This is a genomic window from Stutzerimonas zhaodongensis, from assembly GCF_003696365.1.
In the GTDB taxonomy this organism is placed as follows: Bacteria; Pseudomonadota; Gammaproteobacteria; order Pseudomonadales; family Pseudomonadaceae; genus Stutzerimonas; species Stutzerimonas zhaodongensis.
The window spans coordinates 774,367-801,351 of record NZ_RFFM01000002.1; the positions used below are offsets into that span (position 1 = coordinate 774,367).

A 26,985-nucleotide genomic window follows, 5' to 3' on the forward strand; every position below is an offset into this window, starting at 1 on the left:
GGAACCCGGCGCTGATTCACAGCTTAGTGAATCAGCCCGACCCGTGAGAAATGCGGAAGGTTGCTGAACTTGGGATCTGGCCAGCTCATCCAGACCGCGAAAGCCTTACCGACGATATTGCGGTCTGGCACCATCCCGGCCAAATCAGCTGGAATTGCGGCATCCTGCCAGTAGCGACTGTCATTCGAATTGTCGCGGTTGTCGCCCATCATGAAGTAGTGACCTTCGGGAACACGCCACTCGCGATCAGGCTCTACGCGATACCGGGCCATCTCCTTGCGAATGAGATGCTCAGCCTCACCCAGCTGTTCCTGATAGAGCTTGGCACTGCCCAGACTCCCCGGCTCTTCGCCGACGAGCGTTTCCGGGACTGGCTTGCCATTGATGCTCAGCCGTTTGTCACTGCTGTATCGAACCACGTCACCAGGCAGGCCCACGACGCGCTTGATGTAGTTGATGTTGGGATCGCTTGGGTAACGAAACACCATTACATCCCCGCGTTTGGGGTCGCTGACGTCGATGACCTTGGTATCCACGACGGGGAGACGAATGCCATAGGCAAACTTGTTCACCAGGATGAAGTCGCCTACTTCCAGCGTTGGAATCATGGAACCCGATGGAATCTGGAATGGCTCGATGAGAAACGAGCGCAGCACCAGAACGATGGCCAGCACGGGGAAAAACGACTTTCCGTACTCGATCAGGACTGGTTCCTTATTGAGGGCATCCAGAGTCGACTGATCAGGCTCGACACCCGCACGTCCCTCGTAATTCGCTATCGCAGCCCGGCGGCGCGGAGCGAAGTACAGCAGATCGATAAGCGCCAGGAAGCCACATACCGCAACGGCAATCACCAGTAACAGCGGGAAATTAATCGACATGTCAGCTATCTACCTTCAGCACTGCCAGGAATGCTTCTTGCGGAATTTCCACGTTGCCGACCTGCTTCATCCGCTTCTTGCCTGCTTTCTGTTTTTCCAGAAGCTTGCGCTTACGACTCACGTCACCGCCGTAGCACTTCGCCAGAACGTTCTTGCGCAATGCTTTTACGGTGCTGCGGGCGACGATCTGGCCGCCGATTGCCGCCTGAATCGCAACGTCGAACATCTGCCGAGGGATGAGCTCTTTCATCTTCTCGACCAACATGCGGCCCTTGTAGTGGGCGTTGTCCCGATGGACGATCAGCGCCAGCGCATCGACCTTGTCGCCGTTGATCAGAATATCCAGGCGCGTCAGGTTTGCTGACTGGAAGCATTCGAAGCTGTAATCAAGGGACGCATAGCCGCGGCTAACGGATTTCAATCTGTCAAAGAAGTCGAGCACAACTTCACTCATGGGCAGGTCATAGCGCACCTGGACTTGAGAACCGAGAAACTGGAGATCTTTCTGCACGCCACGCTTCTCGATACAAAGCGTAATAACGCTACCCAAATGTTCCTGTGGAACCAGAATATTGGCCCTCACAATGGGTTCGCGCATGTCTTCGATCGAGGACAGATCGGGCAGTTTGGAAGGGCTGTCGACATAGAGCGTGTCGCCGTTCTTCAGGGCCAGCTCGTAGACCACTGTCGGGGCGGTGGTAATGAGATCCAGATCGTACTCACGCTCCAGTCGCTCTTGGATGATCTCCATGTGCAACATGCCGAGGAAGCCGATACGGAAACCAAAGCCCAGCGCGTCCGAGCTTTCAGGCTCGTATTGCAGCGCCGCATCGTTGAGCGTGAGCTTCTGCAACGCTTCACGGAAATCCTCGAAGTCGTCCGAGCTCACAGGGAACAGGCCAGCGTAGACCTGCGGTTTGACACGTTTGAAACCGGGCAGCATTTCGACGTCTGGCGTATTGGACAGGGTCAGGGTATCCCCAACCGGGGCGCCAAGGATGTCCTTGATGCCAGCGATGATGAAGCCTACTTCACCCGCTTTCAGGTCCGCGGTGCTGCTGTGCTTGGGATTGAACACGCCTACGCTGTCGACCTGATGGGTCTTGCCAGTCGATTTCACCAGCACCTTGTCGCCTTTCTTGATTCGACCGTGACGGACCCGTACGAGCGAGACGACGCCAAGATAATTGTCGAACCAGGAATCGATGATCAGCGCTTGAAGCGGCGCATCGATCTCGCCAGTGGGCGGCGGAATAACCTGCACCAGACGCTCGAGAACATCGTCGACGCCCATACCGCTTTTGGCGCTGCAAGCCACCGCATCGGTCGCATCAATACCGATGATGTGCTCGATCTCGTCCTTGACCTTGTCAGGATCTGCCTGCGGCAAATCCATCTTGTTGAGAACCGGCATCACCTCGAGGCCTTGCTCGATCGCCGTGTAGCAGTTGGCGACCGACTGCGCTTCGACACCCTGTCCGGCATCAACGACCAGCAACGCACCTTCACACGCCGCCAGCGAACGGCTGACTTCATATGTGAAGTCCACGTGCCCGGGGGTGTCGATGAAGTTCAGCTGATAGGTCTTGCCGTCGCGCGCTTTGTAATACAGCGTCACGCTGTGTGCCTTGATGGTGATGCCTCGCTCACGCTCGAGGTCCATCGAATCAAGCACCTGCGCGTTCATCTCACGTTCGGTGAGACCGCCACACATCTGGATGAATCGGTCAGCCAGGGTCGATTTGCCATGATCGATGTGCGCGATGATGGAGAAATTGCGGATATGACTCAGGTCGCTCACAGCTCAACACTCGAATACGCCGCAGGCCGATTGCCCGCTGAAAATAGCCGCAAAGTGTACCTGATAGGTCTAATCAGCGCCACGCCGGACCCTGGCGCCAATTTTCCCGGTACTGGCAATCAGGTATGCGGGCTCGGGATACACATGGATCAGCGGAAAGCAGGCTGAAGGCTCCCGGCACGAACAGCTATTCCGCCAGTTTGAAGGTGATGAAGCTCGCTCGACCCTGGCGCAGCACGCGCATGGAGACCGACCGGTTCTTTGGCAACTGCTCGGCAACGCGCCCAAAAGTCGAAGCCGTATCGATTGCCTGATTGGCCAGATGAGTAATGACATCCCCGGGACGCAAGCCGATCATCGCAGCGGGCCCGTTCATTACTTCCGTGATCACCACCCCACCCGGCAGGTCGAGGCTGCTCTTCTGCTCAGCTGTCAGCTCGGAAACCTTAACACCCAGCCTGTTGCTACTTTTTTCGGCGCTCTCGCTGGTAGCGACGCGCTCACCTTCTTCGGGCATGGCGCCAATCCGAACGATTAATGTCTGACGATCACCGTCTCGGACGATGCCGAGCTTGGCCTCGCTGTCCGGTTTGATGGTACCGATCAGATGTGGCAAATCCGCCGACATATCAATATTGCTGCCATCGACACTGAGGATCACGTCACCAACCCTCAAGCCACCTTTGGCGGCAGGCCCACCGTCAAGCACCTGAGCAACCAGCGCACCAGCTGGCCGCTCCAAACCGAACGACTCTGCAAGCCCACGATTGACGTCTTGAATCACAACGCCCAACCAGCCTCGACTTACCTTTCCATCCGTACGCAGCTGATCGGCGACGTCCATGGCAATATCGATAGGGATCGCGAACGACAGCCCCATGAAGCCGCCCGAACGGGTGAATATCTGCGAATTGATACCAACGACCTCGCCTTGGAGGTTGAAAAGTGGCCCGCCGGAATTGCCCGGATTGATTGCCACGTCCGTTTGTATGAATGGCACGTAGCTTTCATTGGGCAGGTTGCGGCCAGTGGCGCTGACAATCCCGGCCGTAACCGTATGGTCAAAACCAAATGGCGAACCAATCGCCAGGACCCACTCTCCCGCTTTCAGGCTGCTGGACTTTCCGAGCTTTACCGTGGGGAGCCCGCTTGCATCCAGCTTCAGCAGCGCGACGTCAGTTCTAGGATCCGCGCCGACAAGGGTGGCCTCCATCTCACTTCGGTCGGGCAAACGCACTATGATCTCGTCCGCGTCGGCCACCACGTGATTATTGGTCAACACGTAGCCGTCATTAGAGATGATGAATCCAGAGCCTAGCGATTGCGCATCGGGCTGCTGCCGACCATGAGGCATTTCAGGGATGCTTCGCTCGAAGAACTCTCGGAAAATCGGAGGCAGGCCTTCGAGATCCGGAAAATGAGGATTGGCGCCCGGCGCCGGCGCTTTCTGCTTGGTACTGATGTTGACCACAGCCGGAGAAGCACTTTCAACCAAGGGCGTGAAGTCTGGTAACTGTGCGTTGGCGGCTGCCGTATTAACCAGCAAAACCAGCCCAAACATGAACGCGAAGCTGTTCAGTGACACCTTCAAAAGCCGTCCCCCCAGAAGAGTTGTTCGCTCGGCCTAAGCGGGCGCTGCCGTCAGCAACGCGCGCAATACGATCGGCTGTAGCGCTGGATCATCAGCAGTTTGCCGGCTGTGCTTGCGCACTATCGAACAGGCAATTACAAAACCGATGACGCTGGCAAGAATTATGTAAGGCTCAGCCAACGACAGTTCAGATGCCGCCACGGCAGATGCAAAGAGCGTCAGCAATGGAAAAAGATATACAAGGAAAGCACCCTTCAGCAGCGCATGCTCACGAATGCCAATGACAACCGCATCGCCGACATCAAGGTGAAGATCGGATGAGGCCCGAACAAGTCCCCGTCTCTCACGGATACCGAGCCTGTCGGCAAGTCCTTTGCCGCAACCGCTCCTGACGGAGCAGCCGGAGCAAGTACTACTACGCTGCGTCTCGACCCAGACAGCGCCCGGTTCCACCGCGATAACGCGACCCGGCTCTTCGATCATTGCGGCGCCGGTTCAGTCCCAGAGCGCATGGACAACGCCATCCGCTCGGCGGTACCAAGAGGAATCTCTCCAACTACGGTAACCATAACATCGCCATTCGCGGTAGAGATTCGCTTGGAGACAGCTACGGTGGGGCCCATCTGGCTACGAGTATCTTCGACGACTGCTCCGTCGAGGGACTCAACGAATACCGACACGCGAGCCAAGCCATCACCATAAGAGAGCCAAGTGACGGGCTCCTCTGAAGCCGGGCTCGGTCGAACATTCGAATCGATTAGCTGAAAGCCCTCTGGCACCCAATCCGAGCGCCACTCAGTGGACACCGGCTCTTGCTCTGCAACCACGTTAAGCGGCCGACATTCCGGACCGGATTTCACATCGTCTGACGTGATCGAGCCGGAAGAGAAATGAGTGAACTGAAAACGCTCGAGCAGCTGCCCATTCTCATCAAGCAGCAATGACTTGAGTGGAAGAGCCGTTTCTCGGTCGAGATGAAGCTCGAAGCCATACCGGTGCTGGTCACGCGGACTGATGGCTAATGCCAACGAAGGCCTACCAGCAACTCGAGATTCGCCAATGACCTTGAAGCTATACCATTTGGATAATTGGCCTGGTTCGAATTGCTTCTGACCCCAAGGCTGCGCATCACGAACTTGCGATGCCATGTCCTCGCTCGCACATTGGATTCGCCCATCAACCAGCATCACCTCAGCGGGCGGACCATCTAATTGCAACAGGCGTTCACGAAGGTGTTCGCCCTCAACAAGGTGCCATACCGAATGACTCGAGAAGCTCCCGTTGCGCTCGTAGACAAAAGTGCCTTGGTAGCTCTGTTTCTTTTCAGCTGCGGCAAGGCGCTGCATCCAAGCGTTCGCGTCATCAGCAGCGAAGGCCGGCATTGATAGCCAGCCTCCGAGCACCACATACAGCGGTATTACACGCATGTTGTTCCTTAACGATCTTCCATGCTTGCAGCACGTGCATAAGGCAGCGCACTTTCAGACCCGGTACCAAAGGCAGCTTGCTGGGCATGCTGACGTACGTAAGCCGGCAGCCGCTTCTCATGCCATCCCTCAGCCGAGGCCTCAGCGCTTGCTTCTTGAGCAGCTGGTGCACCAGCGCTTTCGCTGTAGCCTGCCAAAACAGCCGGACCTTGGCTAGCCTGAGGCACAGCAATCGTTGGCTGAGCGGGCTGCTGAGCAATCTGTGGACCAGCAACTTCGTTTTGATTGTAAAGCCGCACACCAGCCAATACCGCCACTGTTACAGAGGCTGCAACGGCAAGCCGGCCAAGATTCCGCCAAGCGGAAGGCTGAGCTTTTGCAGTACTGATAGCAGGCTCATCAGCCAAAGCTGCTGATACCGCCGAAGCGATATCCAGACGCGGCTCAATCAATTCCTTGTGCATTGCCGCACGAGCTAGCTGATAGCGCGACCAGGTCGAACGCATTTCAGTGTCACCGTCAGTGGCGAGCACTCGACGTAGTTCCAACTCGTCCGCTTCGTTATCCATCACCGCGGACAGCGATTCATGCAGGGCTTCACGACTCATAGCGGTTCCTCTCTTGGCTGTCGCCGCTGTCTCAGGATTCATGCAACAAAGGTTGCAATGCTTTATCGATGGCTTCCCGCGCCCGGAATATCCGTGAGCGGACCGTACCCACCGGACACTGCATGACGTTTGCAATGTCTTCATAACTAAGACCATCAAATTCACGTAGTGTTAGAGCCGTACGCAAATCTTCTGGAAGTTGTTGGATGGTTCTATGAACTGTGTCTTCTATTTCATCCCTGAGCAGCGCTCGTTCCGGCGACTCGATGTCTTTTAGAGCGTGATCGCCCTCATAAAACTCAGCGTCCTCGGAGCTCACGTCGCTATCTGGCGGCCTTCTCCCTCTCGCCACTAGATGATTCTTCGCCGTATTAATGGCGATGCGGTACAGCCATGTATAAAACGCGCTGTCCCCGCGGAAATTCGCCAGGGCACGGTAGGCTTTGATAAAGGCTTCCTGCGCAACGTCCTGTGCCTCATGAGAGTCATGTACGAAGCGCACGATCAAACCAAGTATCTTGTGCTGATACTTCAGTACCAGCAAATCAAAAGCCCGCTTATCACCCCGTTGCACTCGCTCGACCAGTTGCTGGTCCTGCTCCTGGGTTAGCATAAACACTCCTCCATGACCTGGAAGGGGTGCTGCGCTCGCCTGCGAGCTGACCTGCCAGAATAGACCCGGGCTTTACACAAAAGTTCTCCCCCTCCAAGCAAGCGTTCCTGCAACACACCTGACGGCATTGGCGAGCCACGCCTGGAATCGAATCGTTCCAAAAGCGTGCTCGTGGCATCCTCTACAAAAACCTGTCGGCCACCTAATAGTCGGCAGCCAACCTGCATCCACAACTGTCTATAGAGACAGGCCTGCAAGAAAAGTTCCAAAGCATCCGCCACTTCAACAAGGGCCGCTATTTTGCCGGCGGATGCGCCTATATACTAGGACTCGCCTCAATATGAGATTCGAAATGAGCCGACATTTTCAATACGACGCTCTGGTCATCGGCAGCGGCGCCGCTGGCTTGACGCTAGCACTCAACTTGCCCGCGGCGCTGCGCATTGCCGTCCTGAGCAAAGGTGACCTGGCGAATGGCTCGACGTATTGGGCCCAAGGTGGTGTAGCTGCAGTGCTCGACAATAGCGACACTGTCGAATCACACGTAGCCGACACCCTCGATGCCGGTGGCGGATTGTGCAATGAAGAGGCGGTACGTTTTACCGTCGAACACAGTAGAGAGGCGATTCACTGGCTGATCGAGCAAGGCGTCCCCTTTACCAGAGATGAAGCTGATCGCGAGGCCGGAAGTTTCGAATACCACCTCACTCGGGAAGGCGGGCATAGCCATCGGCGCATCATCCACGCCGCAGACGCTACTGGTGCAGCGATCTTCAATACGCTGCTATCACATGCCCACGACCGTTCGAACATCGACCTCTTGCAGCAACGAGTGGCAGTCGACCTGATCACTGAACGAAAGCTCGGGTTGCCTGGCGGACGCTGCGTCGGAGCCTATGTTCTTGATCGGACGACTGGCGAGGTAGATACCTTCCAAGCCAAGTTCGTGATTCTTGCCACAGGCGGCGCGGCCAAGGTTTACCTATATACCAGTAATCCTGACGGTGCATGTGGCGATGGAATTGCGATGGCCTGGCGCGCCGGATGCAGGGTGGGGAATCTTGAGTTCAACCAGTTTCATCCAACTTGCCTGTATCACCCAAAGGCAAAGAGTTTTCTGATTACCGAAGCGTTGCGTGGCGAAGGCGCTGTGCTAAAGCTGCCGAACGGCGAGCGCTTCATGCCGCGCTTCGACAGTCGAGCCGAGCTAGCCCCACGAGACATCGTTGCTCGCGCAATCGACCATGAAATGAAGCGCCTGGGCATCGACTGCGTTTTTCTGGATATCAGTCAAAAGCCTACGGCATTCATCAAACATCACTTCCCGACCGTCTATGAGCGCTGCCTCGAATTCGGTATCGACATCACCAAAGAGGCCATTCCGGTGGTACCGGCTGCGCATTACACATGCGGTGGCGTACTGGTAGATCAAGCCGGACGAACAGATATTCCAGGCCTCTATGCCATAGGCGAAACGAGCTTTACCGGACTTCACGGCGCCAACCGGATGGCCAGCAATTCGCTACTGGAGTGTTTCGTTTATGCCAGGGCCGCCGCGCAGGACATTCTGGCGGAGCTGCCATCGGTCGGAAGCCCACCTCTTCTGCCAACCTGGGACGCAAGCCAGGTTACCGACTCGGACGAGGACGTAATCATCGCGCACAACTGGGACGAGCTTAGGCGCTTCATGTGGGACTACGTAGGCATTGTCAGAACAACCAAACGCCTGGTTCGGGCGCAGCATCGGGTGCGCTTGCTACTAGCGGAAATTGATGAGTTTTATAGCAACTACAAGGTCAGCCGAGACCTGATCGAGCTGCGCAATCTGGCGATGGTGGCCGATCTGATGATCCGCTCGGCAATGTCACGCAAGGAAAGCCGCGGCCTGCACTTCACGCTGGATTTTCCCGAACAGCGACCTGATCCGATAGACACTATTCTGGTTCCGCCCACCTATGGCGACTGAACTTGAGCCTGAGCCGCAACCGCCGATGCTGCTCGGCTGGCATCGCGCCACGCGGAATGCAGATTCCACGCGAGAAGCGGTCGCCAGGCATCCTGTAGCGGAGTATGACGACCATCGGCAGCGCCAGGCTATCCGGCCGTAGCTGAACGGGCTGCCAGCCAGTCCGGCGGCTCCATAGTGACCACCCCTGCTCCGCATGACGCAATGCACGCCATGAGGACCGGCGTGACAACAATATGGACCCTGGAATTACCCAAATTGCGTGGAGCAGGCACATGATCAGAACAATCACCTGCGCCCAGGTCGGAATCGGCAATACCACCAGCGTGAAGCACGCCAGCACTAGCGCTGCGAGGTAAAGCGAAAGCAGCAGGCCCGAGGCCTGCCAGCTGCACTCGAATGAAGGATTACTTGGGCTGGACACGATCGAGGATCATGCGAACCATAGAGCGCAAGTCCTCATCGTCCGGTTCGGCGCGCTCCATGAACCAGCCAAACATGTCCTGGTCCTCGCAGCTCAGCAACTTGCGATAACGGCGTTGGTCCTCCTCGTTCAGCTCCGGATATACCTCCTTGACGAAAGGCACCAGCAGAACGTCCAGTTCCAGCATGCCGCGACGGCTCTGCCAGAACAGGCGATTGAGTTCGGATTGTTCGACCATGCCAATGCTCCTGAGATGAAGCGTCGCATTATAGCGGCTCATAGAACGACACGGCACGCTGTAACCCGAGATCGGAGTGGCAGCTGGCGCACACTGTGTTTCGGCAAGCTCCTGCTATGATGCCGATCCGGATTTCTTCACGGCGACTCTTCATGACCGACACTGCTTTTTTCTGCGTCCTGTCGCACGAAGGTGTTCTGGCTGTACGCGGCCCGGACGCAAACAAGTTTCTGCAGGGGCAACTGACCTGCAACATGAACTACCTGAACGACCACCACTCGAGCCTCGGCGCACGCTGCACTCCCAAGGGTCGCATGCAGTCCAGCTTTCGGATCCTGCAGGATGGGGATGGTTACCTGCTGGCGATGGCCCGCGGCCTCATCCAGCCGCAACTGGCTGACCTGTCCAAATTCGCGGCATTTTCAAAATCCAAGCTCATGGACGAAAGCGATGAATGGGTTCGCTTCGGCCTTAGCAGCGGTGATGGTGCTCTTGTCAGCCTCGGTATTGATCTGCCTCAGGTAGCTGACGAGGTGATCTCTGCGCATGGGTTGATCGCAGTTCGCCTGAGCGACGGGCGCGCGGAACTTTGGGCCCGGTCCAGCGAAGCGGAAACAACGCAGCTACGCCTAGGCGCCCAACTCCCACAAGCTGAACTTGGAGCCTGGCTGTTGACGCAAGTTCGGGCCGGCATTGGACAGGTGCTCGAGCAAACCCGCGAGCTATTCATCCCGCAAATGATCAATCTCCAGGCGCTAGGGGGTGTCAGCTTCAAGAAGGGCTGCTACACAGGTCAGGAGATCGTCGCGAGAATGCAGTACCTCGGCAAACTGAAACGGCACCTGCATCGTCTCGCCGCCGAACGCGTCGACGGAGAGGTACCCGAACCTGGGCTGGAGCTGTATTCCCCCGTGCATGGTTCAAGCGTCGGTGAGGTAGTGCTTGCCGCCAATGCAGATGGCGGTTTGGAGCTGCTGGCAGTTCTCCAGGAGGACGCGGCGGCAGACGGAAGGATATTTCTCGGCTCACCTGACGGATTGCCGCTAACGCTGCTTGATCTGCCTTACACATTAGACGCGGACAAAGAAATCCAGCGCTGACTAAGCCACACCAACACTGAATCATCAATAGGGAAAGACATGAGCACTCTTGCCGACAAAGTCCAACTGGAATTGATGCAGGCAATCGAAAACGATGAGCTTGTACTGCCTACACTTCCCGAAGTCGCATTGAAGGTCCGTGAAGCAGCGGAAGATCCGGACGTCAGCATTTCGACTTTGGCAAAAGTAATTGGCAACGACACTGCCCTAACCGCCCGCATCATCAAAGTCGTCAACAGCCCGCTACTGCGTACCAGCCGAGAAATCAATGACCTGCAGATGGCGATCAGCCGTCTCGGCATCAATTACACCTCCAACCTGGCAACCGGTCTGGCCATGGAGCAGATGTTCCAGGCCACGACCGACGTGGTCGACCGCAAGATGCGCGAGGTATGGAACAAGAGCACCGAAATCGCGGCCATCAGCCACGTGCTGTGTCGCAACTTCACCCGGCTCCCGGCTGACCAGGCGACACTTGCTGGATTGATCCATCAGATCGGCATCCTGCCTATCCTGACCTATGCCGAGGAACACAGCGCCTTGCTGAGCGATTCGATCAGCCTGAACCACGTCATCGACCGTATACATCCACTGATCGGTGAAAAGATCCTGCGCGCATGGGACTTCCCGGACCCAATCGCGATCGTTCCTGGTCAGCATCTGGACTTCTCACGCGTCTCGGAAAAAGTGGATTACGTCGATATCGTCCAGGTCGCGACCCTGCAGAGTTTCATCGGCACTTCGCACCCTTATACACAGCTCGATTGGAACCAGATTCCAGCCTTTGCCAAGCTAGGGCTTGATCCAAATACCTTGTTGCAAGAAGACGAAGACCTGTCGGCTGCCATGGACGCCGCCATGAGCATGCTCCAGTAATACCTGCGAGGGTATCGCTCGATACCCTCCCCTTTTTCCCCTCGCCCAGTCTCTCTTGAACATCGCCTGACCGCTCGCCCGGTGCAATGAACCGTTGTGGGTGCGCCTAGTCACAAAAAAGACGGCGTTCTTGCCGCATCTCGCTAGTGCCCCTGCGTAATTCAAAGCGGCGCACCAGCTTGTCAGCTAGATGAAGGAGAACAGCGATGAAAACCAAGACTTTCTTTTCGGGTACGGCAGCCGTGTTATTCGGTGTAGCTGCAAACTTCGCGTTGGCTGCTGATGGCGAAAACTTCGTGGACGAGGCATCGGCAAAAGGGATGGCCGAAATCGAAACCGCTAAGCTGGCACTGAACAAAGGCACTGCTGAAGACGTTAAAACATTCGCTCAAAAAATGATCGACGATCACACCAAATCCAACCAGAAACTGGCCGAGCTTGCCGGGCAGCATGACGATCTGGAAATGTCAGACGAAGCTACCCTCATGGACAAGGCTAAAGCCATGATCCTGAAACTGCGCGATGGTGAGAACTTCGACCAGGCTTACGCCAACAATCAAGTCGCAGCGCACGAGCAGACCATCGAGCTGTATCGTGAATATGCAGAAAAAGGTGAGAACGCCGAACTCAAAAAGTTTGCCGAAACCACTCTGAAAGAGCTTGAGCAGCATCTGCAACACGCCCAGGAGCTGGCCTCTGCCCACGGCAGCAAGCAATAAGCCCTAGGTTGTCATCCAATAGCGCCGCAGCCAGCTGCGGCGCTGTTCAGACCTCGTCCGGCAATTGCCAGTTGATTGGCTCTAGGCCACGCTGCCGAAGAAACTGATTTGCACGGCTGAAGTGGCCATTACCGATAAATCCGCGATGTGCCGACAGTGGCGACGGATGGACAGACTTGAGCAGCAGATGCCGAGTCGGATCGATCAACTTCGCCTTGCTCTGAGCATGGGCACCCCACAGCATGAACACTATATCCGAGCGTCGCTCACTGACCACCTCGATGATCCTGTCGGTCAAACGCTGCCAGCCCATCTTTGCATGAGATCCCGCAAGCCCCTGCTCCACCGTTAGAGAGGTGTTGAGCAACAATACGCCTTGCTCCGCCCATCGCTGGAGGTAGCCGTGGCGCGGCACTTCCAGGTTCAGGTCGCGCTTGAGCTCTTTGTAAATGTTCTGGAGCGACGGAGGCGGCGCAACTCCTGGCTGTACGGAGAAGCACAAGCCATGGGCCTGACCAGGCCCGTGATAGGGATCCTGCCCCAGAATGACTACACGCACTTGTTCCAATGGCGTGGAATTCAAAGCGTTGAAGATCAAAGGGCCAGGCGGATAGATAATCTTGCCAGCGGCTTTTTCACGGCGCAGAAACGCGCCTAGCTCTTTCATGTATGGCTGCTCGAACTCGTCGTGCAACGCCTGCTTCCAACTGGCTTCGAGTTTGATGCGCTCACTTTGATTCATGGCATGACCCTGGCCTGACGAGGCGTTGAACCCTAAGGAAAGCTGTCGGGCGAGTCAACGCGCGCAACCGGGACAGAGCCTCGATGTTTAGCTCCTTATGAAAGTGTCGGCTAGCGCACAGTTATGGAAACGAGAGGCCACATACGACCAATGAGTGCGTGACGAATGGTCGCAGCGAACAGTAAAAAACGCCTCTCTAGCCAACAAAAATTACAATAAGGAATCTGCAATGAAACGGACTGCGCTCCTCGCTTTAGGGCTGGGGTTTTGTCTGGCAGTAGAAGCTGCCGATCCGATAACCCTCGGGCTCAACTACCCTCGCACCGGGAGCTATAAAGAAGAAGGCCTATCGCAAATGCGCGGCGCTCTGCTGGCGGTCGAAGAGATCAACGCAAAGGGCGGCGTGCTGGGACGACCTCTGAAGCTTTCCACCCGCAATTCCGCCTCCCGCCCCGAGAAAGCCGTTGCGAATGTCGACAAGCTGGCCGACGAAGGTGCAGCAATGCTGTTCGGCGGCGCATCCAGCGCAGTCGCTATTGCAGCAGGGAAACGCGCCAAGGAGCGCGGCCTTCTCTATTTCGGCACGCTTACCTATTCCAACGACACCACGGGTAAAGACGCTCATCGGTACATGTTTCGCGAATGCAACAACGCTTGGATGAGCGCGCAAGTGCTGGGCCAATACATGAACAAGCATCTGCCGGACAAGCGCTACTTCTACATCACCTCCGACTACACCTGGGGGCACACCAGCGAAAGTTCGCTACGCAAGGCCACCAACACTCAGGACACGAGCAAGCATCCGGGCGTCAAAACCGCGTTCCCTGGCGCCCGTCTCTCGGACTACCGGCAAGCGCTGACTCAGGTCGCGGCCAGCGACGCGGAAGTACTGGTGTTGGTGCTATTCGGAGAGGACCTGGTTCGTGCGATGCGTATCGCGGACGAGCTAGGCCTGAACAAGAAGCTGCAAGTCGCTGTGCCCAACCTGACCTTGAGCATGGTGGAAACGGCAGGGCCAGACATCATGCACGGCGTGCTCGGTACCGAGCCCTGGACATGGCGGGTTCCCGCACTGGAAGGTTCGGTCGCCGGTCAGAAGTTCGTCGAAAGCTACGACGAGCGCTACCAGACCCATCCGTCCAGCTCGGCGGCATCGGCCTATAGCATCGTTTACCAGTGGGCGGATGCAGCAACCCGGGCGCGCAGCATCGACAGTGAGCGTGTTATCGCAGCGCTTGAGGGTCACCGCTACAGCCTGTTGAAGGACGAGCAGCAATGGCGCACCTTCGATCACCAGAACGTACAGACTGTATATGCAGTCAAGGTCAAGCCTCGCGACGAGGTGCTCAAGGACCGTTTCAAACAGGATTACTTTGAAATAGTGCATCGATTGACGGGTGAGCAGGCCGCTCCGTCCCTCGCCGAATGGCAGGCAGAACGCCGCGCAACAGGTCAAGCGCTTGCCCTGCAATGAGTGACCTGAGCGGTTCCGGCCACTGCCGACCGCTCCTCCCGCTCTGATCGTTGCCGCGGTGGCTGGGTATCATCAGCTCACCGCTGCGATCACAACTTCCCATTCCATCGGTAGCCGCAGTCGCCTTTACTGTTCGTGCCTAAACTTGGTGCTATACGTAGGCATCTATGAGCTGACGAAGGCCTGCCCACTCAGGCATTTCGGACAGCCGATGCAGGCAAGCCGAAGGAGGGGAAATCACCATGAGTACCGCAGTCGAGCCATACAAGGCCGGTGTCTTCGACCTGACACATAAGCTGACGGTGGAAAAGCACGGCCACACCGCGCTCATAACCATCAATCATCCGCCCGCCAATACCTGGGATCGCGAGTCGTTGATCGGGCTCAAGCAACTCGTCGAGCATCTCAACCATGACGATGATGTCTACGCATTGGTCATCTGCGGTCAGGGAGAGAAATTCTTCAGCGCCGGGGCGGATCTCAAACTTTTTGCCGACGGTGATCGGCTCCGCGCACGCGAAATGGCAAAGCGTTTCGGCGAGGCTTTCGAGGCCTTGCGCGAGTTTCGCGGGGTTTCCATCGCGGCCATCAATGGCTTCGCCCTTGGCGGCGGCCTGGAATGCGCGCTGGCATGCGACATCCGCATCGCAGAACAGCAAGCGCAGCTGGGGCTGCCAGAGGCTTCGGTCGGTCTACTCCCGTGCGCAGGAGGGACCCAGGCGTTGGCATGGTTAGTCGGAGAAGGCTGGGCCAAGCGGATGATTCTCTGCGGTGAGCGGCTAACCGCTGATACGGCACTACGCATTGGCCTGGTAGAACAGGTAGTGGCCTCCGGCGAAGCGCGCGGCCACGCGCTGTTGTTGGCCTCTCGCGTGGCACGTCAGAGCCCGGTGGCGGTGCGTACCATCAAACCGCTCATAGATTCTATGCGCAGCCGCGGTCCGGCTAACCTTGCTGCAGCCGAACGTGAAGCCTTTGTCGACCTGTTCGAAGCCGAGGACACCCTGGAAGGGGTCAGCGCGTTTCTGGAGAAGCGCGAACCACGCTGGAGGAATCGCTAGGGGCGCGTAAAGCTTGCGATCCATGCACGTTGACAGACGCCGTCGAGTCCGCGGGCTCGACGGCAACATCCCCACGACTGCAGTTGTGTCTAGCGACGATAGTGCCGAGTGTTGTAGTCGTGACGCTGGTGACTCCTGAAATCACGTCCATCGCGCACCGGTGGCCGGCGGCCAAAGTTGTTGGATTGATCGCGACTCCAGCGCTGAGGACGGTCGAACCCTGACCTACGCTCATCTTTCCAGCGCTGCAGTTGGCGCGCATCGCCACGGCGCTCATGGTTCCAGTGCTGCCTATCCGAACCACGGTGGCGCTCGTAATACTGTGGCGGGAGCTGACCTTGATAGCGCGGCGGTAAATTGTTTTGCGGATACTGCTTGTGCTGAGGATAAGGGCTGCGTGGATCGTACTGATAAGACCGATTTTCCACTCGATAGCTGCCGCCATCCGGCTGGTAGACCCAAACGCCACCGCGTGAATCAGCGCTCCCCTGGCTTGCAATCCCAAGCCCTAACACCAAGACCAACATACGAATCTTCATCGTGCACCTCCGGCAGCCGCTCTGTCTGAAAGCTGCGGCCTCGAACTATCTGACCACAGCCGAAGGCTGCCGACACCTTGCCGCAGGTCAGGTACATGTCCATATGTGTCAACGAATCGCAGCGAGAGCCGATGCTGTGGTCCCTTGCGGCCTTGTACGCTCGCCACCGGTTCCCGATAATAGCGGCCTTTTAGCCTCGGCTCATGCAGAGCGCACAGGAACCCCGCGATGACCGAACTCGCTCTGATCATGGTTAGCGCCATTCTGGTCAATAATTTTGTGCTGGTGCAGTTCCTCGGTCTCTGCCCATTCATGGGCGTCTCCAAAAAGATCGAAACTGCCATCGGCCTTTCCTTAGCCACGACCTTCGTTCTGACCCTTGCTGCAATGTGCAGCTACATCGTGCAGCAGTACGTGCTGAAACCGCTGGACCTCGAATTTCTGCGCACCATTAGCTTCATCCTGGTCATCGCTGTGGTAGTGCAATTCACCGAAATGGTGGTGAACAAGACCAGTCCTCTGCTCTACCGCGTACTAGGAATCTTCCTGCCACTGATCACGACCAACTGCATCGTGCTTGGTGTTGCCCTGCTAAATGCCAACAAATCCGAGTTCACCTTCATCACCGCAACGGCGAACGGGTTCGCAGCTGGCCTGGGCTTTTCGCTGGTGCTGGTGCTGTTCGCCGCCATGCGTGAGCGCATCGCTATAGCCGACGTCCCACGGTCATTTCAGGGCGCCGCTATCGGCATGGTCACGGCCGGCCTGATGTCGCTGGCGTTCATGGGCTTCAGTGGGTTGATCAAGCTATGAGTCTCGTCGTGATAGCCGTGCTAGCGCTCCTGGCCCTTTGCCTGGTGTGCGGCGCCATCCTTGGTTTCGCAGCGGTGCGCTTTCGCGTGGAAGGCGACCCCATCGCTGAACAGATCAACGCACTTTTGCCGCAGACTCAATGCGGCCAATGTGGCTACCCGGGTTGCAAGCCCTACGCCGAGGCGATTGCAGGCGGCGACAAGATCAACAAATGTCCGCCGGGCGGAGAATCGACCATCCAGGCCCTGGCCGATCTTCTCGATGTAGAACCCGAGCCGCTGGATGCCGTGGAGGGCGAAGTCCCGCCACGCGTTGCCTACATCCGAGAAGCCGAATGCATCGGCTGCACCAAGTGCATTCAGGCCTGCCCCGTAGACGCCATTGTCGGCGCTGCCAAACATATGCATACCGTCATCGTTTCCGAGTGCACAGGCTGTGACCTGTGCGTGGAGCCATGCCCGGTGGACTGCATCGACATGATCGAAGTCGGCAGCAACATGCAGAGCTGGAAATGGGACCAGCCATTGGCGCCTGGCCAGTTGATTGCCAGTGACCGGGAGCAGGCGGCATGACCTCTATGAACGTATGGGACATCCACGGTGGAATCCATCCACCGGAGCGCAAGGAGCTTTCCAACCGCTCACCCATCCAGCAGTTCCCGCTGCCTGCTCAGCTGGTGGTTCCGCTCGCTCAGCATTTGGGGGCGCCCGCCGAGCCGTGCGTCACGATTGGCGAGCGTGTGCTGAAGGGACAGAAAATCGCAGAGGCCAGCGGCTTCGTCAGTGCCCCGATCCATGCGCCAACCTCCGGCACCATTGGTTTCATCGGACCACAGCCCTACCCTCACGTGTCAGGCATGCTAAGCAATGCCATCGTGATAGATAGCGATGGCCTGGACGAGTGGACCGAGCTGTATCCACGGCCGGACTACCGTGCCATGCAGCCGAACGACCTGCTTGAGCTGATCCGTCAGGCTGGAATCAGCGGCCTCGGCGGCGCGGGATTCCCGACCGCGGTCAAGCTGACGGCTCCACCTACCCGCAAGATCCGGGCTCTGATCATCAATGGCACCGAATGCGAGCCCTACATTACTGCCGATGACCTGCTGATGCGTGAGAAGGCGCCAGCGCTGATCGCCGGCATCGAGATACTGGCTCATCTGATTCAGCCCGAGCAAATCCTGATCGGGATCGAAGATAACAAGCCTGAGGCGATCGAGGCCGTGCGCTCAGCTATTGGCGAGCGCAACTTCGAGCTCAAGGTCTTCCCGACCAAATATCCATCAGGTGGTGAAAAGCAGCTGATTCAGATTCTGACTGGTGAAGAAGTCCCGAGCGGGGGCCTACCGGCAGATATCGGCATGCTCTGCCAGAACGTCGGGACCTGTGTAGCCATCCATGACGCTGTACTGCTCGGCAAACCGCTCATTTCGCGCGTTACCACCCTTACCGGCGAAGCATTGACACGACCGATGAACGTCGAGGTGCTGATCGGCACTTCAGTTACGCAACTACTGAATTATGCAGGCCTCGACCAGAGTCGTTTGAATCGGCTGATCATGGGCGGACCGATGATGGGGTTCACGCTGCCATCGATGGATGTACCGCTGATCAAGACCACCAACTGCCTACTCGCCAGCACCCTCGCCGAGCTCCCTCCACCGCCCCCAGCGCTGCCCTGTATCCGCTGCGGCGAATGCGCAGAGGCCTGTCCGGCCAGTCTGCTACCGCAACAGCTGCACTTCTTTGCGCTTGGCCAGGAGCATGAACAGCTCAAGGCATACAACCTGTTTGACTGCATCGAATGTGGCGCCTGCGCCTACGTCTGCCCATCAAGCATTCCGCTGGTGCAGTACTACCGCGCCGCCAAAGGGGAAATCCGCGCGCTCGAGCAGAAGCAGCAGAAAGCGGAACACTCAAAACAACGCTTCGAGTTGCGGCAGGAGCGCCTACGACGAGCCGAAGAACAGAAGGAAGCCGACCGCAAGGCGCGTGCTGAGCGAGCCGCTCGCGCCAAGTCTGCGCAGGCTGAAACCAGCTCATCCACCAGCCACGACGACCCGGTAGCCCGTGTTCAGGCAAACAAAGTCGGGCTCTCCGATGAGCAGAAGAAGCTCAAGATCGAAGCGAGCATGGCCCAGGTAGCCCTGAAGAAGGCCGAAAAGCAGCTAGCAGCCCACGCCACGCCGGAACTTGAATCACAGGTCGCTCAATTGCGCGAGGCTGCAGTGCTGGCGCAGAAGGCGTTGGACGAGGCGACCGCGGCGACACCTGCGGCTCAAGCTGCGCCCACAGTCGCCGATGACGATGCTGCCAAGAAAGCCAAGATCGAAGCCGCGATGCTGCGCGCACAGATTCGCAAGCTGGAAAAGCTCGAGAACCTCGACGCCGCGCAGCAGGCTGAGCTGAGCAAGCTCCAGACCCAGCTGGCGGCCGCGGATCTGGCCTTGGCAGCGGCAAGCACCGGCGCACCGACCAGCGCACCAGCTAAGGCCCCAAGCGACGACGCAGCCAAGAAAGCCAAGATCGAAGCCGCGATGCTGCGCGCACAAATTCGCAAGCTGGAAAAGCTCGAGAATCTCGACGCCGCGCAGCAGGCTGAGCTGACTAAGCTCCAGACCCAGCTGGCGGCCGCGGATCTGGCATTGGCAGCGGCAAGCACCGGCGCGCCCGCCAGCGCACCAACAAAGGCCCCAAGCGACGACGCAGCCAAGAAAGCCAAGATCGAAGCCGCGATGCTGCGCGCACAAATTCGCAAGCTGGAAAAGCTCGAGAACCTCGACGCCGCGCAGCAGGCTGAGCTGAGCAAGCTCCAGACCCAGCTGGCGGCCGCGGATCTGGCCTTGGCAGCGGCAAGCACCGGCGCACCGACCAGCGCACCAGCTAAGGCCCCAAGCGACGACGCAGCCAAGAAAGCCAAGATCGAAGCCGCGATGCTGCGCGCACAAATTCGCAAGCTGGAAAAGCTCGAGAACCTCGACGCCGCGCAGCAGGCTGAGCTGAGCAAGCTCCAGACCCAGCTGGCGGCCGCGGATCTGGCCTTGGCAGCGGCAAGCACCGGCGCACCGACCAGCGCACCAGCTAAGGCCCCAAGCGACGACGCAGCCAAGAAAGCCAAGATCGAAGCCGCGATGCTGCGCGCACAAATTCGCAAGCTGGAAAAGCTTGAGAACCTCGACGCCGCGCAGCAGGCTGAGCTGAGCAAGCTCCAGACCCAGCTGGCGGCCGCGGATCTGGTATTGGCAGCGGATGGAACCGGCGCACCCGCCAGCGCACCAGCAAAGGCCCCAAGCGACGACGCAGCCAAGAAAGCCAAGATCGAAGCCGCGATGTTGCGCGCGCAGATCCGCAAGCTGGAAAAGGTGGATTCGCGAGACTCGGAGCAGAACGATGAGCTGAGCCGGCTGCATGCCGACCTGGCGAAGACCGAAGAAGCACTGCAACCATCGCAAGACCCAGCGCCAGGCCCTGCAGCTATCCCCCTCGGCGAGGAAGCGCTCAAGAAAGCGAAAATCGAGCTGGCGATGAAGCGCGCCGAGCTGAAAAAAGCGGTAAAAGCAGGTGTCGATAACGCCGAGCTGAGCCGGCTTCGGGACGGCCTGGCCAGCGCGGAGCAGGCGTTGCACGATGCCGAGGCGAGTTCCGGAAAACCTGCACCCGAGCTGATCCGTAGTGAAAAACGCCCCGTGGATGAACTGACTCGCACACTGAAGACCGATCTTGCCTTCGCCCGCGCGGACCTTCGCAAACTGGAGCGCGACGATGCTGCTGATCCTGACGCGATATCGGCAGCGAAATCTCGCCTGAGCGAGGCCGAGCAAAAGTTGCAAGCCCATACCGATTCATTGGGAGCGGACACCCCGCAGGCGTAACCACCTGGGCGATCAATCATCAGCGCCCATACCAGTCTTCAACCGGAGAGCCAATGGCCCTGCCTCGTATTACTTCACCGCACACCAAGGGCAACAACCGCACCCAGCGAGTGATGCTGACGGTGCTGGCGGCAACTCTGCCCGGCGTGCTCGTGCTGACCTGGCTGTATGGCGCCGGTACGCTGATCAATCTGGCCTGGGCCAGTATCGTGGCGCTTAGCTTTGAAGCTGTAATCCTCAAGCTCAGGCAAAGGCCGGTGCAGTTCTTCCTCCGCGATGGCAGCGCACTGGTGACGGCTGTGCTGCTGGCACTGGCACTTCCACCGTATTCCCCTTGGTGGCTGACGCTGATCGCTACTGGAAGTGCCATCGTCTTCGGTAAACAGCTCTACGGCGGGCTGGGGCAGAATCCGTTCAACCCGGCAATGATCGGCTACGTGGTTGTGCTGGTTTCATTCCCGGTGGAGATGACCACCTGGCCAGTTCCACATAGCGTCAGCTTTACCGCAGGTCTACAGCACATTCTGGGCATCGCCTCCTTAGCCGATGGCTGGGCACAGGCGACTGCACTCGATGTCCTCAAGGTCAACAAGAGTCTGACCATTGACGAGCTGTGGGCCAATCCTGCCTTTGGCCACTTCGGTGGTATCGGATCAGAAGTCGTCAACCTCGCATTTCTCGCAGGCGGCTTGTTTCTCCTGCACAAGCGCTTGTTCAGCTGGCACGCGCCAGTGGGCATGCTTGCGGCGCTGGCGATCATGAGCTTGCTGTTCTGGAACGGCTCAGGCTCCGATAGCCATGGTTCGCCACTGTTCCATCTGCTCAGTGGCGCAACCATGCTTGGCGCCTTCTTCATCGTGACCGACCCGGTAAGCAGCGCGACGAGCAACCAGGGTCGCCTGATCTTCGGAGCGGGCGTCGGCATACTGGTTTACATCATTCGCGCATGGGGCGGCTATCCGGACGCCGTCGCGTTCGCCGTGCTGCTGATGAACCTGACCGCGCCCACCATCGATTACTACACCCGTCCGCGCACCTACGGCCATCGCAAGGCCGAGCGCGGCTTCAAGTTGGGCGAATGACATGATCCTTCCCGAACTCAGCCGGTCGATGCTTAAGAACAGCCTGGTACTGGGGCTGTTCGCTGTCGTGACGGTTGGCGCCGTTACAGTGCTGCAACAATTCACTGCAGAGCGCATCGAAGCGTCGGAACGTGCAGCGCAACTGCGCGCCTTGAACGAAATCCTGCCGAGCGGCAGCTATGACAACCAACTGCTCGACAACAGCCTTGAGGTACAGGATCCGCTGCTTGGCACCCGGCAGCCATTGCCGGCCTATATTGCCCTCAAAGAGGGCAATCCGGTGGCGGTGATCCTGCAAGCCGTAGCGCCGGATGGCTACAGCGGCGCGATTCACCTGCTGATTGGCGTGCATGCAGACGGTCGGGTTGCCGGTGTACGCGTTGTCGCTCACCGCGAAACCCCAGGCTTGGGTGACAAGATCGAGCTGAGCAAAAGCCCCTGGATACGCACTTTTGAAAACCGATCATTGAACAATCCAGAGGCATCAGGCTGGGCCGTCAAAAAAGACCGAGGTGATTTCGATCAGTTCGCTGGTGCGACCATCACGCCGCGAGCCGTTGTTGGCGCCGTGCATCGAGCTCTGCAGTATTTCGATGCGCATAAACAGGAGCTGCTGACGGCTAGCACGGCACCGATAACGGCTGATCAGGCACTGGAAAGCGAGGTCGAACCGGACGAGGTAACTACCCATTCGCGTGCCGGTGCCGCCGCGACCCGGGACGACCTGCAAGCCGACGACCCTCAGCCCGAGCAAGAAGGCCAAATACAATGAGCAACCCCAGCTACCGCGAACTAAGCGTCAACGGCCTGTGGAAGAACAACCCGGCATTGGTCCAGCTGCTGGGACTTTGCCCCCTGCTCGGCGTAAGCAACTCGGCAGTCAACGCCTTGGGGCTGGGGCTAGCGACTGCCCTTGTTCTGGTGTGTTCGAACATTGGCGTGTCGCTTGTTCGAGGGGTCGTCAATACCGCAGTGCGCCTGCCGGCGTTCGTGATGATCATCGCAGCCCTGACGACCTGCATCGAACTACTGATGCAGGCCTATACCTACGAGCTCTACCAGATCCTCGGCATCTTCATTCCGCTGATCACCACCAACTGCGTGATTCTCGGCCGAGCAGACGGCTTCGCCGCCAAGCACAACCCGTTGATAGCCGCTTACGATGGCTTGCTGATGGGAGTGGGATTCGCGCTGGTGCTGGTGGTGCTGGGAGGCTTGCGAGAACTGCTCGGGACTGGCGCCCTTTTCGCCAACATGCATTTGCTGTTCGGACCCATTGCTGCCGACTGGCAAATCACAGTATTCACTGACTACAAGGGATTTCTCCTGGCAATCCTGCCGCCAGGCGCTTTCATCGTGCTGGGCCTGCTTATTGCGCTAAAGAATCGCATCGACCATCAACTGGCCGAACGCGCCAAGGTCAAGCAGCCGGACGCGCCCGTGCAGAGCCGTCGTGTCCGCGTTACCGGCGTGATCGAATGACCCCGGACGGAACGCGATCATGAATGCTGCAAAACGACTTGAGATCTTTCGTCGCCTTCACGAGGACAACCCTGAACCGAAAACCGAGCTGGCTTACAGCACGCCGTTTGAACTACTGATTGCAGTGATCTTGTCAGCGCAGGCGACGGATGTTGGCGTCAACAAGGCCACCGCAAAGCTCTACCCGGTTGCCAATACGCCAGAAGCCATTTATGCACTCGGCTACGACGGGCTGTGCAGCTACATAAAGACCATTGGCCTCTATCCTAGCAAGGCCAAGAACGTTCTCGAGACCTGTCGCATCCTGATTGAAAAACACGACAGCCAAGTTCCGGACAATCGGGAGGATCTCGAAGCACTGCCAGGCGTAGGCCGCAAGACGGCCAATGTAGTTCTGAACACCGCGTTTCGCCAGTTCACCATGGCGGTGGATACCCACATATTCCGTGTTGCTAACCGCACTAATATTGCCCCCGGCAAGAACGTGCTCGAAGTCGAACGCCGGCTGATCAAGTTCGTTCCCAAAGATTATCTCCTCGACGCCCACCACTGGCTGATCCTGCATGGCCGCTACGTCTGCAAGGCACGCAGACCGCAGTGCGGTAGCTGTCGTATCGAAGACCTCTGCGAATACAAACACAAGACCACTGACGATTAAGCCTTTAGACGAAAACCTGTCGCCTGATTGAAAAAATCTTTTTTACGGCCCTCACATTTGTCGCTATAAGGTGCGCCAACAGCGCGCCTATGCCGTGGAGTACTACAAGTGTCCGAAAAAGAAGATATCCAGATCGAAGACGACTTCGTCGCCGAAGACGAAGATGATGCTGCTGAAGCTCCGGTTGAAGTCGCCAAGACCAACCTCACCAAGCGCCGCATCATTGATAACCTTCTCGAAGAGCGCCGTTTACAGAAACAGTTGAACGAGTTCGACTTCGACCTTTGAAATGAAAAAGCCCCGATTACGGGGCTTTTTCTTGCGAAGGCTGTCAATCCCGGCGCGATGGTGAAAGCAGCTCGACCTTGTAACCATCCGGATCTTCGATGAACGCCAGGATACTGGTCCCATGCTTCATGGGCCCCGGCTCGCGGGTAATCTTGCCACCACGGCTGCGAATATCCTCGCAGGCTTTGTAGACGTCCTCTACTTCGAGTGCGATGTGGCCGTAACCGTCGCCCAAATCGTATTTTTCAACGCCCCAGTTGTGCGTCAATTCCAGCACGCTGTTATGAGCTTCGTCGCCATATCCTACGAAGGCCAGGGTGAATTTGCCCTCAGGATAGTCCTTACGGCGCAAGAGGGTCATGCCCAGCACTTCGGTGTAAAAGGCGATGGATCGATCCATATCGCCGACACGCAGCATGGTATGCAGCAGTCTCATGGTGTGGTTCTCCTCATTTTCGGCAAGGCAAAAAGCATAACCCCGGCTCGTGGCCGGGGTTATGTCAGAGCCGCGCCCGTTCGGTTTAGAACTGGGTCCGGCCCTTGTTCGCAGCAATGCGCATACGCAATGCGTTGAGCTTGATGAAGCCCCCTGCGTCAGCTTGATCGTATGCGCCGGCATCGTCTTCGAAGGTTGCGATGTTGGCATCGAACAGCGAGTCGTCCGATTTACGGCCAGCAACAATGACGTTGCCCTTATAGAGCTTCAGACGAACCACGCCGTTCACATTGGTCTGTGACGCATCGATCATCTGCTGCAGCATGCTGCGCTCCGGGCTCCACCAGTAACCGTTGTAGATGAGGCTGGCGTACTTGGGCATCAGCTCATCTTTCAGGTGGGCGACTTCACGATCCAACGTAATGGATTCGATGGCCCGATGGCCCTTGAGCATGATGGTGCCGCCGGGCGTCTCGTAGCAGCCACGGGACTTCATGCCCACATAGCGGTTCTCGACGATGTCCAGACGACCGATGCCGTTCTCGCCGCCGACCTTGTTCAGGTACGCAAGCACTTCGGCCGGGCTCATATCCTTGCCGTCGATCGCAACGATGTCGCCTTTGCGGTAGGTCAGCTCGATATAGGTGGGAGTGTCCGGCGCAGCTTCCGGCGACTTGGTCCAGCGCCACATGTCTTCTTCGTGCTCGGTCCAGGTGTCTTCCAGCACGCCGCCCTCGTAGGAGATGTGCAGCAGGTTGGCATCCATGGAATAAGGCGACTTCTTCTTGCCATGACGCTCGATCGGGATCGCATGTTTCTCGGCATAATCCATCAGCTTCTCGCGCGAGAGCAGATCCCACTCACGCCAGGGTGCTATCACCTTGACGCCCGGCTTGAGCGCATAAGCACCGAGTTCGAAACGAACCTGATCGTTGCCCTTGCCGGTGGCGCCGTGAGAAATGGCATCGGCTCCGGTTTCGTTGGCGATCTCGATGAGACGCTTGGCGATCAGCGGACGTGCGATGGAAGTGCCCAGCAGGTACTCGCCTTCGTAGACAGTGTTGGCGCGGAACATCGGGAAGACGAAATCGCGGACGAACTCTTCACGCAGATCATCGATGTAGATTTCCTCGACACCCATGGCCTTGGCCTTGGCACGGGCTGGCTCGACTTCCTCGCCCTGACCGAGGTCAGCAGTGAAGGTCACCACTTCACAGTTATAGGTGTCTTGCAGCCACTTGAGGATCACCGAGGTGTCCAGGCCACCGGAATACGCCAGGACCACCTTCTTTACGTCGGCCATTGCCATCCACTCCCGGGATTTTAAGGAAAGCGGGGATTCTACTGGTCGCGACGTATGTTTTACAGGGGCGCGAGTGCCGCCAGGCATCAGGACGACGGAGCGCTCCCTGCAGCAGCGGCAGTGGTGGTCGCAGGGCCCCGCTCTAACTTCAGCGTCACCCGGCGATTCTTCGCCTTGTTCGCCTCGCTGTTGTTTGGGACTACCGGATAGCGCTCGCCATGAAAGCGAAGCGTGATCTGCTCCTTCGGAACCCCATTGGCAATCAGGTATTCCTCGACCGCCAGCGCGCGACGGCGGGAAAGGTCCCGATTGGTCAGCCGGTTGCCGCTGTTATCAGAGTGCCCGTCGAGCTGGATGCGATTGACGCTTGAGTCAGCCTTGAGGAACTGCAGAATGATATCGAGCTTTGCCTGCCCAAGCGCATCCAGCGCGATGTCGCCGGAAGGGAAACCAATCTGTGACTGGCGGACCTGGTCGAAATTGACTGGTAACAGCTTCGCCGCACAGGCGCGAAATTCTTCGTAGGCCTTAGCGAAACGCGCAGGTAGCAGCCGCACCTCCAGTGACTCGCCCCCGTGCAGTGTCCGGTGACGCACAACCGGACTGCGCCCCTCGAGAAGGCCACTGAGCAAACGCCCAGCTTGCAGTTGTGAACTGTTGAACGGGATTTCCCCGCTGCCAATAACAGAGACCATGCCCAGGTCGATGTCGCCCCGCCCCGGCTGCCATGGCGCAGCTGCAGCAAGCAGGGTTGCATAGCCATTGCCCATCCAGCGATCAGGCGACTGCAAGCGAAAGATCGCCTGCTCGCCAGCACGCCGAACAAACTCACCCGCCCCAAAGCCGGCCACCGGTTGGGTCAACCGACACTCGAACTGGTCGCCCTCCACCTGCCACTGCACACGCTCCAGACGGGTCTGGAACGTAAGCGCGTTGGCCGGTGAGGCCAGCAGACAGACGATGGTGAGAAGGCGCAAGCGCACGGTAGGCTC

28 protein-coding genes are annotated in these 26,985 nt (G+C 58.1%); 14 read left to right on the plus strand and 14 right to left on the minus strand.

Annotation, left to right across the window (positions count from 1 at the left end):
* Nucleotides 1-23: 23 nt before the first annotated feature.
* The 7 genes from lepB to rpoE form a co-directional block, all read right to left on the minus strand.
* Nucleotides 24-881: a signal peptidase I gene (gene lepB / locus EA797_RS11980; protein ID WP_122165424.1), complete on the minus strand. Its 858-nt coding sequence runs from the start codon at nucleotides 879-881 to the stop codon at nucleotides 24-26.
* Between the two features lies 1 nt (nucleotide 882).
* On the minus strand, nucleotides 883-2,682 hold the full coding sequence (gene lepA, locus EA797_RS11985; RefSeq protein ID WP_122165426.1) for a translation elongation factor 4: 1,800 nt from the start codon (nucleotides 2,680-2,682) through the stop codon (nucleotides 883-885).
* Nucleotides 2,683-2,869: 187 nt separating this feature from the next.
* On the minus strand, nucleotides 2,870-4,243 hold the full coding sequence (locus tag EA797_RS11990; protein WP_122166291.1) for a DegQ family serine endoprotease: 1,374 nt from the start codon (nucleotides 4,241-4,243) through the stop codon (nucleotides 2,870-2,872).
* 63 nt (nucleotides 4,244-4,306) lie between these two features.
* Entirely contained in the window at nucleotides 4,307-4,756 is a 450-nt protein-coding gene (locus EA797_RS11995) for a SoxR reducing system RseC family protein (protein ID WP_122165428.1), read from the minus strand.
* Entirely contained in the window at nucleotides 4,753-5,700 is a 948-nt protein-coding gene (locus EA797_RS12000; protein WP_122165430.1) for a MucB/RseB C-terminal domain-containing protein, read from the minus strand. The genes EA797_RS11995 and EA797_RS12000 overlap by 4 nt, the downstream gene beginning before the upstream one ends.
* A gap of 8 nt (nucleotides 5,701-5,708) precedes the next feature.
* Nucleotides 5,709-6,308 (minus strand): sigma-E factor negative regulatory protein, encoded by a 600-nt coding sequence (locus EA797_RS12005; RefSeq protein ID WP_122165432.1) that lies wholly within the window; start codon nucleotides 6,306-6,308, stop codon nucleotides 5,709-5,711.
* Nucleotides 6,309-6,339: 31 nt separating this feature from the next.
* The gene (gene rpoE, locus EA797_RS12010; RefSeq protein ID WP_019342233.1) at nucleotides 6,340-6,921 is read right to left on the minus strand and encodes an RNA polymerase sigma factor RpoE/AlgU; all 582 of its coding nucleotides are present in this window, start codon (nucleotides 6,919-6,921) and stop codon (nucleotides 6,340-6,342) included.
* Between the two features lie 352 nt (nucleotides 6,922-7,273).
* On the opposite strand from rpoE, the gene nadB reads away from it, so the two are divergent.
* Complete coding sequence (gene nadB, locus EA797_RS12015; RefSeq protein WP_122165434.1) at nucleotides 7,274-8,887, plus strand: L-aspartate oxidase; 1,614 nt, start codon at nucleotides 7,274-7,276, stop codon at nucleotides 8,885-8,887.
* Here nadB and EA797_RS22005 read toward each other — a convergent pair.
* The gene (locus tag EA797_RS22005; RefSeq protein WP_122165436.1) at nucleotides 8,856-9,311 is read right to left on the minus strand and encodes a protein YgfX; all 456 of its coding nucleotides are present in this window, start codon (nucleotides 9,309-9,311) and stop codon (nucleotides 8,856-8,858) included. The genes nadB and EA797_RS22005 overlap by 32 nt on opposite strands.
* Nucleotides 9,295-9,549: an FAD assembly factor SdhE gene (locus tag EA797_RS12025; protein WP_122165438.1), complete on the minus strand. Its 255-nt coding sequence runs from the start codon at nucleotides 9,547-9,549 to the stop codon at nucleotides 9,295-9,297. Before EA797_RS12025 ends, EA797_RS22005 begins: the two co-directional genes overlap by 17 nt.
* A gap of 152 nt (nucleotides 9,550-9,701) precedes the next feature.
* Here EA797_RS12025 and ygfZ point away from each other — a divergent pair, with 152 nt between their 5' ends.
* From ygfZ to EA797_RS12040, 3 genes are all read left to right on the plus strand, one after another.
* Entirely contained in the window at nucleotides 9,702-10,649 is a 948-nt protein-coding gene (gene ygfZ / locus EA797_RS12030) for a CAF17-like 4Fe-4S cluster assembly/insertion protein YgfZ (RefSeq protein WP_122165440.1), read from the plus strand.
* A gap of 39 nt (nucleotides 10,650-10,688) precedes the next feature.
* Nucleotides 10,689-11,525, plus strand: a complete 837-nt coding sequence (locus EA797_RS12035) for an HDOD domain-containing protein (protein ID WP_122165441.1) — start codon at nucleotides 10,689-10,691, stop codon at nucleotides 11,523-11,525.
* Between the two features lie 206 nt (nucleotides 11,526-11,731).
* Nucleotides 11,732-12,244 (plus strand): DUF4142 domain-containing protein, encoded by a 513-nt coding sequence (locus EA797_RS12040; protein ID WP_122165443.1) that lies wholly within the window; start codon nucleotides 11,732-11,734, stop codon nucleotides 12,242-12,244.
* A gap of 46 nt (nucleotides 12,245-12,290) precedes the next feature.
* Here EA797_RS12040 and ung read toward each other — a convergent pair whose 3' ends face one another.
* Nucleotides 12,291-12,986 (minus strand): uracil-DNA glycosylase, encoded by a 696-nt coding sequence (gene ung / locus EA797_RS12045; RefSeq protein WP_122165445.1) that lies wholly within the window; start codon nucleotides 12,984-12,986, stop codon nucleotides 12,291-12,293.
* 229 nt (nucleotides 12,987-13,215) lie between these two features.
* Here ung and EA797_RS12050 point away from each other — a divergent pair, with 229 nt between their 5' ends.
* Nucleotides 13,216-14,460 carry an ABC transporter substrate-binding protein gene (locus tag EA797_RS12050; protein WP_122165447.1) on the plus strand — a complete coding sequence of 415 codons (1,245 nt, stop codon included), beginning with the start codon at nucleotides 13,216-13,218 and terminating at the stop codon, nucleotides 14,458-14,460.
* A gap of 242 nt (nucleotides 14,461-14,702) precedes the next feature.
* Nucleotides 14,703-15,521, plus strand: coding sequence for an enoyl-CoA hydratase (locus tag EA797_RS12055; protein ID WP_122165449.1), 819 nt, complete (start codon nucleotides 14,703-14,705; stop codon nucleotides 15,519-15,521).
* 89 nt (nucleotides 15,522-15,610) lie between these two features.
* On the opposite strand, the gene EA797_RS12060 is transcribed toward EA797_RS12055, so the two are convergent.
* Nucleotides 15,611-16,060, minus strand: coding sequence for a hypothetical protein (locus EA797_RS12060; protein ID WP_122165451.1), 450 nt, complete (start codon nucleotides 16,058-16,060; stop codon nucleotides 15,611-15,613).
* Nucleotides 16,061-16,288: 228 nt separating this feature from the next.
* Here EA797_RS12060 and rsxA point away from each other — a divergent pair, with 228 nt between their 5' ends.
* The 8 genes from rsxA to EA797_RS12100 all read left to right on the plus strand — a co-directional run bounded on the left by rsxA (nucleotide 16,289) and on the right by EA797_RS12100 (nucleotide 24,254).
* Nucleotides 16,289-16,873, plus strand: a complete 585-nt coding sequence (gene rsxA / locus EA797_RS12065; RefSeq protein ID WP_122165452.1) for an electron transport complex subunit RsxA — start codon at nucleotides 16,289-16,291, stop codon at nucleotides 16,871-16,873.
* Nucleotides 16,870-17,445 carry an electron transport complex subunit RsxB gene (gene rsxB, locus EA797_RS12070; RefSeq protein ID WP_122165454.1) on the plus strand — a complete coding sequence of 192 codons (576 nt, stop codon included), beginning with the start codon at nucleotides 16,870-16,872 and terminating at the stop codon, nucleotides 17,443-17,445. The genes rsxA and rsxB overlap by 4 nt, the downstream gene beginning before the upstream one ends.
* A complete protein-coding gene (rsxC, locus tag EA797_RS12075; protein ID WP_122165456.1) occupies nucleotides 17,442-20,744 on the plus strand; it encodes an electron transport complex subunit RsxC in 3,303 nt (1,100 codons plus the stop codon). Before rsxB ends, rsxC begins: the two co-directional genes overlap by 4 nt.
* A 53-nt stretch (nucleotides 20,745-20,797) precedes the next feature.
* The gene (gene rsxD / locus EA797_RS12080; protein WP_122165458.1) at nucleotides 20,798-21,826 is read left to right on the plus strand and encodes an electron transport complex subunit RsxD; all 1,029 of its coding nucleotides are present in this window, start codon (nucleotides 20,798-20,800) and stop codon (nucleotides 21,824-21,826) included.
* A gap of 1 nt (nucleotide 21,827) precedes the next feature.
* Nucleotides 21,828-22,598 (plus strand): electron transport complex subunit RsxG, encoded by a 771-nt coding sequence (gene rsxG / locus EA797_RS12085; RefSeq protein WP_122165460.1) that lies wholly within the window; start codon nucleotides 21,828-21,830, stop codon nucleotides 22,596-22,598.
* Nucleotides 22,595-23,308: an electron transport complex subunit E gene (locus EA797_RS12090; RefSeq protein WP_122165462.1), complete on the plus strand. Its 714-nt coding sequence runs from the start codon at nucleotides 22,595-22,597 to the stop codon at nucleotides 23,306-23,308. Before rsxG ends, EA797_RS12090 begins: the two co-directional genes overlap by 4 nt.
* Nucleotides 23,309-23,327: 19 nt before the next feature.
* The gene (nth, locus tag EA797_RS12095) at nucleotides 23,328-23,966 is read left to right on the plus strand and encodes an endonuclease III (protein WP_122165464.1); all 639 of its coding nucleotides are present in this window, start codon (nucleotides 23,328-23,330) and stop codon (nucleotides 23,964-23,966) included.
* A gap of 108 nt (nucleotides 23,967-24,074) precedes the next feature.
* Nucleotides 24,075-24,254, plus strand: coding sequence for a PA3496 family putative envelope integrity protein (locus EA797_RS12100; RefSeq protein WP_122165466.1), 180 nt, complete (start codon nucleotides 24,075-24,077; stop codon nucleotides 24,252-24,254).
* A 43-nt stretch (nucleotides 24,255-24,297) separates the two neighbouring features.
* Here the strand turns inward: EA797_RS12100 and gloA are convergent, their stop codons facing one another.
* The 3 genes from gloA to EA797_RS12115 all read right to left on the minus strand — a co-directional run bounded on the left by gloA (nucleotide 24,298) and on the right by EA797_RS12115 (nucleotide 26,976).
* Entirely contained in the window at nucleotides 24,298-24,690 is a 393-nt protein-coding gene (gene gloA, locus EA797_RS12105) for a lactoylglutathione lyase (protein WP_122165468.1), read from the minus strand.
* Between the two features lie 85 nt (nucleotides 24,691-24,775).
* The gene (locus EA797_RS12110) at nucleotides 24,776-25,993 is read right to left on the minus strand and encodes an argininosuccinate synthase (protein WP_122165470.1); all 1,218 of its coding nucleotides are present in this window, start codon (nucleotides 25,991-25,993) and stop codon (nucleotides 24,776-24,778) included.
* A gap of 86 nt (nucleotides 25,994-26,079) precedes the next feature.
* A complete protein-coding gene (locus EA797_RS12115; protein WP_122165472.1) occupies nucleotides 26,080-26,976 on the minus strand; it encodes a flagellar protein MotY in 897 nt (298 codons plus the stop codon).
* Nucleotides 26,977-26,985: the final 9 nt, after the last annotated feature.

Bases quoted from the DNA above. Each gene is read 5' to 3' on its own strand.
- lepB (WP_122165424.1), bottom strand. From the start codon at position 881: ATGTCGATTAATTTCCCGCTGTTACTGGTGATTGCCGTTGCGGTATGT.
- EA797_RS11990 (WP_122166291.1), bottom strand. From the start codon at position 4,243: ATGTTTGGGCTGGTTTTGCTGGTTAATACGGCAGCCGCCAACGCACAG.
- EA797_RS11995 (WP_122165428.1), bottom strand. From the start codon at position 4,756: ATGATCGAAGAGCCGGGTCGCGTTATCGCGGTGGAACCGGGCGCTGTC.
- EA797_RS12000 (WP_122165430.1), bottom strand. From the start codon at position 5,700: ATGCGTGTAATACCGCTGTATGTGGTGCTCGGAGGCTGGCTATCAATG.
- EA797_RS12005 (WP_122165432.1), bottom strand. From the start codon at position 6,308: ATGAGTCGTGAAGCCCTGCATGAATCGCTGTCCGCGGTGATGGATAAC.
- rpoE (WP_019342233.1), bottom strand. From the start codon at position 6,921: ATGCTAACCCAGGAGCAGGACCAGCAACTGGTCGAGCGAGTGCAACGG.
- nadB (WP_122165434.1), top strand. From the start codon at position 7,274: ATGAGCCGACATTTTCAATACGACGCTCTGGTCATCGGCAGCGGCGCC.
- EA797_RS12025 (WP_122165438.1), bottom strand. From the start codon at position 9,549: ATGGTCGAACAATCCGAACTCAATCGCCTGTTCTGGCAGAGCCGTCGC.
- ygfZ (WP_122165440.1), top strand. From the start codon at position 9,702: ATGACCGACACTGCTTTTTTCTGCGTCCTGTCGCACGAAGGTGTTCTG.
- EA797_RS12035 (WP_122165441.1), top strand. From the start codon at position 10,689: ATGAGCACTCTTGCCGACAAAGTCCAACTGGAATTGATGCAGGCAATC.
- EA797_RS12040 (WP_122165443.1), top strand. From the start codon at position 11,732: ATGAAAACCAAGACTTTCTTTTCGGGTACGGCAGCCGTGTTATTCGGT.
- ung (WP_122165445.1), bottom strand. From the start codon at position 12,986: ATGAATCAAAGTGAGCGCATCAAACTCGAAGCCAGTTGGAAGCAGGCG.
- EA797_RS12050 (WP_122165447.1), top strand. From the start codon at position 13,216: ATGAAACGGACTGCGCTCCTCGCTTTAGGGCTGGGGTTTTGTCTGGCA.
- EA797_RS12055 (WP_122165449.1), top strand. From the start codon at position 14,703: ATGAGTACCGCAGTCGAGCCATACAAGGCCGGTGTCTTCGACCTGACA.
- EA797_RS12060 (WP_122165451.1), bottom strand. From the start codon at position 16,060: ATGAAGATTCGTATGTTGGTCTTGGTGTTAGGGCTTGGGATTGCAAGC.
- rsxA (WP_122165452.1), top strand. From the start codon at position 16,289: ATGACCGAACTCGCTCTGATCATGGTTAGCGCCATTCTGGTCAATAAT.
- rsxB (WP_122165454.1), top strand. From the start codon at position 16,870: ATGAGTCTCGTCGTGATAGCCGTGCTAGCGCTCCTGGCCCTTTGCCTG.
- rsxC (WP_122165456.1), top strand. From the start codon at position 17,442: ATGACCTCTATGAACGTATGGGACATCCACGGTGGAATCCATCCACCG.
- rsxD (WP_122165458.1), top strand. From the start codon at position 20,798: ATGGCCCTGCCTCGTATTACTTCACCGCACACCAAGGGCAACAACCGC.
- rsxG (WP_122165460.1), top strand. From the start codon at position 21,828: ATGATCCTTCCCGAACTCAGCCGGTCGATGCTTAAGAACAGCCTGGTA.
- EA797_RS12090 (WP_122165462.1), top strand. From the start codon at position 22,595: ATGAGCAACCCCAGCTACCGCGAACTAAGCGTCAACGGCCTGTGGAAG.
- nth (WP_122165464.1), top strand. From the start codon at position 23,328: ATGAATGCTGCAAAACGACTTGAGATCTTTCGTCGCCTTCACGAGGAC.
- gloA (WP_122165468.1), bottom strand. From the start codon at position 24,690: ATGAGACTGCTGCATACCATGCTGCGTGTCGGCGATATGGATCGATCC.
- EA797_RS12110 (WP_122165470.1), bottom strand. From the start codon at position 25,993: ATGGCCGACGTAAAGAAGGTGGTCCTGGCGTATTCCGGTGGCCTGGAC.